Source organism: Streptomyces palmae, from assembly GCF_004684805.1.
Lineage (GTDB): Bacteria > Actinomycetota > Actinomycetes > Streptomycetales > Streptomycetaceae > Streptomyces > Streptomyces palmae.
Map to the genome: position 1 here is coordinate 1 of NZ_SRID01000286.1, position 9,176 is coordinate 9,176.

The 9,176-nt window shown below is 72.4% G+C and carries 8 protein-coding genes; 4 read left to right on the top strand and 4 right to left on the bottom strand.

Features of this window, described 5'->3' with window-relative positions; all coding sequences use genetic code 11:
* Positions 1-27 precede the first annotated feature (27 nt).
* Together pcrA and E4099_RS24015 are read right to left on the bottom strand one after the other, a co-directional pair.
* Positions 28-2,556, bottom strand: coding sequence for a DNA helicase PcrA (gene pcrA, locus E4099_RS24010; RefSeq protein WP_135341202.1), 2,529 nt, complete (start codon positions 2,554-2,556; stop codon positions 28-30).
* 112 nt (positions 2,557-2,668) lie between these two features.
* Positions 2,669-3,022, bottom strand: coding sequence for a hypothetical protein (locus E4099_RS24015; protein WP_135341203.1), 354 nt, complete (start codon positions 3,020-3,022; stop codon positions 2,669-2,671).
* Between the two features lie 409 nt (positions 3,023-3,431).
* Here E4099_RS24015 and E4099_RS24020 point away from each other — a divergent pair, with 409 nt between their 5' ends.
* A complete protein-coding gene (locus tag E4099_RS24020; protein WP_135341204.1) occupies positions 3,432-4,574 on the top strand; it encodes a C40 family peptidase in 1,143 nt (380 codons plus the stop codon).
* 36 nt (positions 4,575-4,610) lie between these two features.
* Here the strand turns inward: E4099_RS24020 and E4099_RS24025 are convergent, their stop codons facing one another.
* On the bottom strand, positions 4,611-5,417 hold the full coding sequence (locus E4099_RS24025) for an alpha/beta fold hydrolase (protein WP_245245126.1): 807 nt from the start codon (positions 5,415-5,417) through the stop codon (positions 4,611-4,613).
* Positions 5,418-5,557: 140 nt separating this feature from the next.
* Positions 5,558-6,097, bottom strand: a complete 540-nt coding sequence (locus tag E4099_RS24030) for a GNAT family N-acetyltransferase (protein ID WP_135341205.1) — start codon at positions 6,095-6,097, stop codon at positions 5,558-5,560.
* 114 nt (positions 6,098-6,211) lie between these two features.
* Here E4099_RS24030 and E4099_RS24035 point away from each other — a divergent pair, with 114 nt between their 5' ends.
* The 3 genes from E4099_RS24035 to E4099_RS24045 all read left to right on the top strand — a co-directional run.
* Positions 6,212-6,685, top strand: a complete 474-nt coding sequence (locus E4099_RS24035) for a nuclear transport factor 2 family protein (protein WP_245245127.1) — start codon at positions 6,212-6,214, stop codon at positions 6,683-6,685.
* Positions 6,686-7,214: 529 nt separating this feature from the next.
* A complete protein-coding gene (locus E4099_RS24040; RefSeq protein ID WP_135341206.1) occupies positions 7,215-8,237 on the top strand; it encodes a hypothetical protein in 1,023 nt (340 codons plus the stop codon).
* Between the two features lie 79 nt (positions 8,238-8,316).
* Positions 8,317-9,176 (top strand): serine/threonine-protein kinase (locus tag E4099_RS24045; RefSeq protein WP_135341207.1); only part of this gene is annotated, 860 nt, incomplete at its 3' end.

Below are 9,176 nucleotides of genomic sequence, written 5' to 3' on the forward strand. Positions count from 1 at the left end.
CACCCGCACATCCGCCCCCGCGAAGCGCTAAAGCTTCTCGACCGGCGCGTACCGCAGCAGCAACCGCTTCGGCTTCTCCTCGCCGAAGTCGATGGTCGCCTCGGCCGCGTCGCCGCTGCCCTTGACCGCGACCACCGTGCCCAGGCCGAAGGAGTCATGGGTGACCCGGTCGCCGACCGCCAGTGAGACGACCGGGCGCTCGCTCGCCCGCCGGGTGGCGAAGCCGCTGGGCCCCCCGCGCCCCCGCCCGGAGAGCGAGGAGGACAGCGAGGAGGTGATGCCGGAGACGGCGTTCATGGTGGCGGAGGGCGCCGAGGGCCCGGTGCGCTTCCAGTGCAGGTACTGCTCGGGGATCTCCTCCAGGAAGCGGGAGGGCGGGTTGTAGGAGGGCTGGCCCCAGGCGCTGCGCATCGTGGAGCGGGTCAGGTAGAGCCGCTCGCGGGCCCGGGTGATGCCGACGTACGCCAGCCGCCGCTCCTCCTCCAGCTCCTTGACCTGGCCCAGCGCGCGCATGTGCGGGAAGACGCCGTCCTCCATGCCGGTCAGGAAGACCACCGGGAACTCCAGGCCCTTTGCGGTGTGCAGGGTCATCAGCGTGATCACGCCGGTGCCGTCCGGGTCCTCGTCCGGGATCTGGTCCGAGTCGGCGACCAGCGCCACCCGCTCCAGGAACTCGGCGAGGGTGCCGGGCTCCTCGGCGGTCCGCTCCTGCTCGAACTCCAGGGCCACGGCGGCCAGCTCCTGGAGGTTCTCGATCCGGGTCTCGTCCTGCGGGTCGGTGGAGGCCTGGAGCTCGGCGAGATAGCCCGTTCGCTCCAGCACCGCCTCCAACACGGTGGCGGGCCCGGCGCCGGACTCCACGATGGTGCGCAGCTCTTCCAGCAGGGTGTTGAAGCGCTTGACGGCGTTGACCGAGCGGGCGGCCATGCCGTACGCCTCCTCCACCCGGCGCAGGGCCTGGGCGAAGGAGATCTTCTCGCGCAGCGCCAGCGCCTCCAGCATGGCCTCGGCCCGCTCGCCGATGCCGCGCTTGGGCACGTTGAGGATGCGGCGCAGCGGGACGGTGTCCTCCGGGTTGGCGAGCACCCGCAGGTAGGCCAGGACGTCCCGGACCTCCTTGCGCTCGTAGAAGCGCACGCCGCCGACGACCTTGTAGGGCAGGCCGACCCGGATGAAGATCTCTTCGAAGACGCGGGACTGGGCGTTGGTCCGGTAGAAGACGGCGACGTCGCCGGCCTTGGCGTCGCCGGCGTCGGTGAGCCGGTCGATCTCGTCGGCGACGAACTGGGCCTCGTCGTGCTCGGTGTCGGCGACGTAGCCGGTGATCGAGGCGCCGGCCCCGGCCTCGGTCCACAGGTTCTTCGGGCGGCGGTTCTCGTTCCGCTCGATGACGGCGTTGGCGGCGTTGAGGATGGTCTGGGTGGAGCGGTAGTTCTGCTCCAGCAGGATGGTGCGCGCGTCCGGGTAGTCCTCCTCGAACTGGAGGATGTTGCGGATGGTGGCGCCCCGGAAGGCGTAGATCGACTGGTCGGCGTCGCCCACCACGCACAGTTCGGCGGGGCTGATGCCCTCGGGGCCGGTGCCCGTGCCGACCAGCTCGCGGACCAGCGTGTACTGGGCGTGGTTGGTGTCCTGGTACTCGTCCACCAGGACGTGCCGGAAGCGGCGGCGGTAGTGCTCGGCCACGTCCGGGAAGGCCTGCAGCAGGTTGACCGTGGTCATGATGATGTCGTCGAAGTCCAGCGCGTTGGCCTCGCGCAGCCGCGACTGGTACATCGCGTACGCCTGGGCCAGCGTCTTCTCGAATCCTCCCCCAGAGCCTCCGGCCTGGGAGGTGCCCCCGGCGGCCTGGTCGGCGAAGGTCTCCTCGTCGATCAGCTCGTTCTTCAGGTTGGAGATCTTGGCGCTGAAGGACTTGGGCGGGAAGCGCTTGGGGTCCAGGTCCAGGTCGCGGCAGACCAGGGCCATCAGCCGCTTGGAGTCGGCCGCGTCGTAGATCGAGAAGGACGAGGTGAAGCCGAGCTTCTTGGACTCGCGGCGCAGGATCCGCACGCAGGCGCTGTGGAAGGTGGACACCCACATGGCGTTCGCCCGGGGGCCGACCAGCTCCTCCACCCGCTCCTTCATCTCGCCCGCGGCCTTGTTGGTGAAGGTGATCGCGAGGATGGAGCCGGGGTGCGCCTGGCGGGCGCCGAGCAGGTAGGCGATGCGGTGGGTGAGCACCCGGGTCTTGCCGGAGCCGGCGCCGGCGACGATGAGCAGTGGCGCCCCGTGGTGCTCGACGGCGGCCCGCTGCTGCTCGTTCAGCCCCTCGAGCAGCGCGGCGGGGTCCAGGGCGGGCCGGGCGGCGCCGTCCCGGTAGTACGAGTCCCTGGGCTGACTGGGTACGGGCACGCTAAAAGTGTCGCCGAACAGGTCGTGCGGCACCTCCTCCGCGCCTCCGTACCCCTCGTGCTCGAGGTCCTCGGGGGGAGGCGGAAGCTCCTCGCCGGCGGGGGCGGGGGCCGCCGTGTCGAGGTTCGCCAGGAAGCTGTCGTCAAAGAGGCTGCTGCTCATCGCCCACCGAGTCTAGGCGGCCCCACCGACAGCCCACACAGGATTGCCGCCCGCCGGGCCGGAACCGGGGGCGGCGAGCCCTCCCGGACAGCGGGCCGCGTCGGCCGCCCGATCAGACCCAGAGCACCGCGATGAAGATGTTGGCGCAGGTCAGCAGGCCCACGGTGCCCAGCACCCCGGGCGACACCCGCTCATCGTCCCGCTTCACGTAGACCAGACCCAGGATCACGATCAGCAGCGCCATCTTCACGGCGATCTTCGTGTTGTTCAGGCTCCCGTCGTTCGCCTGGTTGAGGCCCACCAGGGCCACCCCGGTGACCAGCATGGTCAGCGCGCCGTGCAGCATCGCCGGGACCATCCGGGCCGCGCCCGCCCGCATCGCCTTCATCTGGGTGAGGAAGCCGCCGAGCAGCGCTCCGATACCGATGATGTGCAGGCCCACGAACACGTGTATCAGTACGTCCATGGCCCGGAGCGTAGCCCGCCCCGTATCAGCGATCTTCGATGGGTGGACGCCGGATCGCCACATTGGTCACAGCTGTCCAGAAAGGCCCTGGTGGCACCACGCTTGAGCGATCGATAACGATCCGGTAGCCACCGAAAGCAGTCATTCCCTTCCTTTCCGCACCGGGCGCCCGGCTTGTCCGTCTACCTTCCTCACCCGAGGTGGCGGCCCGGTCCCCCGTACGGGCCGCCGCCTCGGGACTCGGCCACCCGGCCGCCGCGGCCGCGGCGGCCGGCCGCCCCGTACCGGGTGACCGACCCGGTACGGCACGTACCGCGTACGGCACGCCCGGCGCGTACGGCACATACGGCAGGTACGCGCACACAGCCCGTACACGTTCGACGCGTTTGTCAGGAAGGAACCCCCCACCGTGGCCTCGCACCGGAAGCTGAAACGCCGCCCGCTCTCGGGCGGCACCCGCCTCACCGCCCGCACCGCCGCGACCCTGGCCCTGGCGGGGGCCGCCACCGCGGTCACCGCCTCCGCCGGCAGCGCCCAGGCCGACACCCGGCTCACCCCGGCCCAGGTACGGGCCAAGGTGGCGGAGTACCACCAGGAGGCCGAGGAGGTCACCGAGCGCTACAACGGCGCCAGGGAACGGGCGGAGAGCGCGCGGGCCGCCTACGAGTCGCTCCGCGACGAGGCGGCCCGCAAGACGCAGCGGCTGAACGCGGCACGCGGCGCCCTGGGCTCCTACGCCGCCGCGCAGTACCGCGCGGGCGGCCTGTCCCCCACCCTCCAGGCCGCCTTCTCCGAGCGCCCCGACACGTTCCTGGACCACGCGACCGCCGCCACCCGGGCCGCCGACCGCCAGGGCGCGGCGGTGACCCGGGTGGCACGGCAGATGCGCGGACTGCGGCAGGTACGGGCCGAGGCCGGCGGCAGGCTGGCCGAGCTGAACCGTTCCCGCAGCGAGCTGGCCCGGCACAAGCGCACCATCGAGGCCAAGCTGGCCAGCGCCGACCGGCTGCTGCACCGGCTCACCGCCGAGCAGCGCCGCGCCCTGACCGACGGCGGTACGGGCCACCGCGCGGCCACCGGGGGCCCGCTCCGCTCGCACACCACCCATGGCTCCGGCAGGGCGCACCCGGGCGCCGGCGGCCTCGCGGACGGGGTCGCCCGGGAGGCGCTCGGCCACCTCCTCACCCCGGGCAAGGCCCCCTCCGGCCGGGCCGCGCGCGCCGTCTCGTACGCGTACGGGGCGCTGGGCAAGCCGTACGTCTGGGGCGCCACCGGCCCGTCCGGCTACGACTGCTCCGGGCTGACCCAGGCCGCCTGGAAGGCCGCGGGGGTGGCGCTGCCGCGCACCACCTACACCCAGATCAACGCCGGCACCCGGGTCTCCCGCGGCCACCTCGCCCCCGGCGACCTGGTGTTCTTCTACTCCGGCGTGAGCCATGTGGGCATCTACATCGGCGACGGCCGAATGATCCACGCCCCGCACCCGGGCGCCCCGGTCCGCATCGCCCCGATCGACCAGATGCCGTTCAGCGGCGCGGTCCGCCCGGCGTAGCGGCGCGCGCCCCGCGGCGGCGGCCTGGTAGCCGGCTCACAGTCCGGCGAGGAACTCCCCTACCGCCTTGGCCAGCCCGTCCGGGTCCCGGAGTCCCACGAAGTGGTCGGTGTTCAGGGTGACCAGCCGGGTGTGCGAGCGGCGGGCCACCATCATGTCGGCCTGCTCCCCCGGCACGGCCTGGCTGCGGCTGCCGTTGACCAGCAGCGCGGGGCAGTCGCTGCCGACCCACTGCGCCCAGTGCTCGCCGTGCACCAGGGTCTCCGAGTCGACCGTGTCCCGCGGGTGGAAGGGCAGCCGCCAGCCCCCCTCGGGCAGCGGGCGCAGCGTCTGCTCCACCATGGGCCGCATCGGACCCACCGCGTCCAGCAGTTCCTCCCGGGTGGCGGCGGTGTACGGCATGTTGGCGACGAAGGCCAGCGGGCTGGGGCCGCCCGGCAGATAGACCGGGGCGTCCACGTTGACCAGCGCGGAGACCAGGTCGGGCCGCTCGGCGGCGAGGTGGTAGGCGTTGATGCCGCCGAGCGAGTGGCCGAGGACGACCGGCGGCTCGGTGAGCGACAGGTGCTCGATCAGCGCGACCAGGTCGGCGAGATAGCCCTGGCGGGTGTACTCCGCGGCCCGGTCGGAGTCCCCGTGGCCCCGCTGGTCGGGGGCTATGACCCGCCACTCGGGGCCGAGGGCGCCGGCCAGGTGGGTGAAGGAGGCGCCCTCGGACAGGTGCCCGTGCAGGGCGAGCAGGGGACGGCCCGTACCGCCGAAGTCCAGGTAGGACAACCGGCGCCCGTCGATGGTCAGTTCGGCACGGACCGGGCCCGGGTCGGCCCCCAGGTGCTGGCTCACGGCTGATCGTCTCCCCTCGTGTGCCCGGTCCGGCGCGGCGCCGTCCCGGGGTGCGGCCCAGCCTCGCGCTGATCGCCAACAGGAACGATACGCACGGGTGTTCACCTCGTCCGCCGCAACGGGGAAGACGGCGCCCTGGCCTACCCCTCCTGGCAGCCGGCCGCCTCGATGTCCTCCCGCAGCACGCTGTAGCGGACCAGGTCCCGCCACCGCCCGCCCCGGAAGGCCGCACTGCGCAGCACGCCCTCCCGGGTGAAGCCGGACTTCTCCAGGGCGCGCTGCTCGGCGATGTTCCCCACTTCGGTGTCGGCCTCGATCCTGACCGCCGGCGAGTGTTCGAAGAGGTAGCGCACCAGCATCCGCTGGGCCTTCGTCCCGACGCCGCGACCCCGGGCCTGCGGGAACAGCTGTGCCCCGATGTTCCAGCAGGACGCCTTGGGCCAGGTGGACATCTTCCGCCAGCCGACGAACCCCAGGCGTTCCGCGCCGCAGGCCACCATCAGCTGCCCGCCGTCCTCGCCCAGCATCCCGTTCTCCGCCCAGCGCCGCCGGAACCGGTGCGGATCGGCCCACCCCATCCACTGGAACGGCCCCATCGCCTCCGGATCGGTCAGGAACCGCTCCAGCAGCGGCAGATCGTCCTCGCACACCGGGCGCAGTATCAGGGCCTCATCGCTCATCCAGTCACACTAGGCCCTGCCGGGCCTCCGGGAGGGGCGTCGGTCTGAGGGGCGCCCCAGCTCGTCGTCCGATTCCCGCCAGCGCGAACCCGCCCACCAGGCCAGGCTGCTGCCATGATCAGCATCTCCACCGCGGAACCCTCCCCCACCTCCGATCCGATGTCCGTGCTCACCGGCATGTACGCGGCCGAGGCCCGTTACCTGGCCGCCGGCGGACCCGGGCAGGCGTCGTTCGACATCCTCGCCCCCTACTTCGGCCCCGACATGGTGCTGCACCAGGCCGAGGGGCTTCCGTACGCGGGTACCTGGCACGGGCACGACGGCTTGGCCCGCTTCTTCCTCGCCATGAGCGAGACCTGGGAGCGATTCGACATGGTGGAGCAGGAGTTCCTCACCGTGTCCGAGGTCGCCGTCGTGGAGACCCTCGTACGCGCCCGGGCCCGCGCCACCGGTCGGGAGCTGGCCCTCTCGATCCTGCAAACGATCGCCATCAGGGACGGCAGGATCCGCGAGGTACGCCCCTTCTACTGGGACACCGCGGCGGTCAGGGCGGCCTGCGGGCTCGGCCCCATGGCAGGGGGCGGCTGACCGGAGCGTCCGCAAGGGTCGCGCACGGCCGCGCCACCGCGGCCGTGCGGTGCGCCACCCCGACCGGGCTCTGCCGTGTGTGGCATGCGCGCACGTACCGGAGGTCGTTGGGGCGATGACCTCCCCACCCCGGTCGCCACCGGGCGGGTCGGATCGAACACGTCCCCTTCGCCCCCCTGCGCGCTTCCCCCACAGCTGCCCTTTCCGCCCTTCCGGTGCGCTGCGGCCGGCGGGACCATGGCAGATCGACCCGCCGGGAGACGACGACCGGTACCGCGAGTCCGGAGCTGTGATGCGTGCACACCAGGAACCTGGATCCGAGTCGGAACGCGTCGGCCACCGGCGGACCCCGGCGAGAGGGGATGCCGTCGCCCCCTGTCCGCACACCCACACACCCGCGCACCCGCACACGGCCCGGGCGGTGCTCTCCCTCCAGCGGACGGCCGGCAACCGGGCGGTGGGGGCGTTGCTGCGGGCCGCGAGAGGGCCCGGGGCATGGACCGGGGGAGCACCCGCGGCCGGGGGGCCGGTGGCCGTGCAGCGTGCGGTCAAGGTGGGCCCCCACTCGATCGGCGAGTCGGTCATCGAGGAGCGGCTGCGGGAGCGGGCGGCGAACGTGCTGAAGAAACTGCCCGAGGCGGACCAGGCCGCGATCATCGCCCGGGTCAAGGAACTGGCGAAGGACGAGAGCACCACCGTGAGCGCCAGGTCCTACGAGGAACTCGTCAAGCAGGTCCACGTCCTGGTCAGGCAGGAGCGGGCGAAGGCGCTGCCGCAGGTGGAGTCGATCGCGGTCAGTACGGGCGCGCCGCCCGCCTCCTCTCCGAAGCCCGATCAAATGGACGGCGTCGAGATCTCCCAGGACACCAAGATCAAGCGCCTCGGGGAGGTCCGCCGCCGGCTGTCCCTGGTGAGCGTGCAGCAGGAGCTGGGCGCCTTCCGGGACCGCGGCAAGGGGGTGACGGGCTTCACCTACAAGCACACCGAGGACCAGAAGTTCGGCATCGCCGCCAACAGCAACTTCCTCACCGGGGGCCAGTCCGGGCACAGCTACAGGGGCCTCTTCGACGAGGCGAAGACCAGCGGGCTGAAGAACGACCAGATCGCCAAGCGGCTGATCAACGCGCTGACCGCGGAGGGCAACGCGTTCACGGGGCTGGAGGCCGACGCCCGGCGGAGCCTGACCAAGATCGTGGCCGTGATCCAGGGCGCAGAGTTCCGCCGGTCCGCGGCCAATCCGACGGCCGCCATCGCCGCACTCAACCGGGTGGTCGCCGACCCGGGCCTGGACCTGTTCGAGACGCTGCACAGCCATGCCCTGTTCACGCCGGAGGGCGGTTCCGCCCGCTCGCAGTTCCACCGGCACGCCGGGGTCGACCAGTCCCAGGAGGACTTCAAGGCGCAGGCCGAACGGGAGTACGACGCCCTGGCCCAGTTGGTCACCGTGAACGGCTACGACGCGGAGAACGAGCAGGCCTTCTACACCGGGTGCGAGCGGATCGGGGCGACCTCCATGGCCGCGTTCAAGAAGACGTTCCACTACGACACCTGACGGACGGCCTCCGCCACGGCGCGGAGGAATGCGGTCGGCTTCGGTGCTCTGGTTCTGACGCTGAGGTAGGTTCCGTGCCGTGGCAGCGGAGAGCGGGGCACTGATCGGTGGCCGGTACCGGCTTGTGGAGCTGATCGGCCGGGGCGGCATGGGCCGCGTCTGGCGCGGTCAGGACGAGACGCTGGGGCGCGATGTGGCGGTCAAGGAGGTCCTGCTCCCCCAGGGCGTGACCGACGAGGAGCGCGAGCAGCTGGTGCAGCGGGTGCTGCGCGAGGCGCGCGCCGCCGCGCGGCTCAACCATCCCGGGATCATCACCGTCCACGATGTGGTCGAACACCAGGGCGCGCCGGTCATCGTCATGGAGTACGTCACCGGGGCCTCCCTCGCCGCGTTGATCACGCGGGGCGGTCCGCTGCCGGTACGGCGGGTCGCCGAGATCGGCAGGGCGATGGTCACGGCGCTCCAACGGGCCCACGCGGCCGGGATCGTGCACCGGGACCTCAAGCCGGACAACGTCCTGCTGATGGACGACCGGGTGATCCTCACCGACTTCGGCGTGGCCCACATGGCCGACGCGACCACGGCGCTCACCCGCACCGGCACGGTCATCGGCACCCCGGCCTACATGGCCCCCGAGCAGTTGGAGGGCAAGCCGCCGACCCCGGCGAACGACCTGTGGGCGCTGGGCGCCACGCTCTACTCCGCGGTCGAGGGCGAGGCCCCCTTCAGCGCGGACACCTTCAGCGCGCTGTGCATCGCCGTGGTGACCCAGGAGCCGCGCCCCGCGCAGCTGGCCGGCGGTCTGGCGCCGGTGCTGAGCGCCCTGCTGACCAAGGATCCGGTACGGCGCGCCACGGCCGAGCAGATCCTGGCGGCGCTGGAGGAGGTGGCGCGTACCGGGGACGCCCCCGCGGCGGCCACCCTCGCCCCGCCGTACGC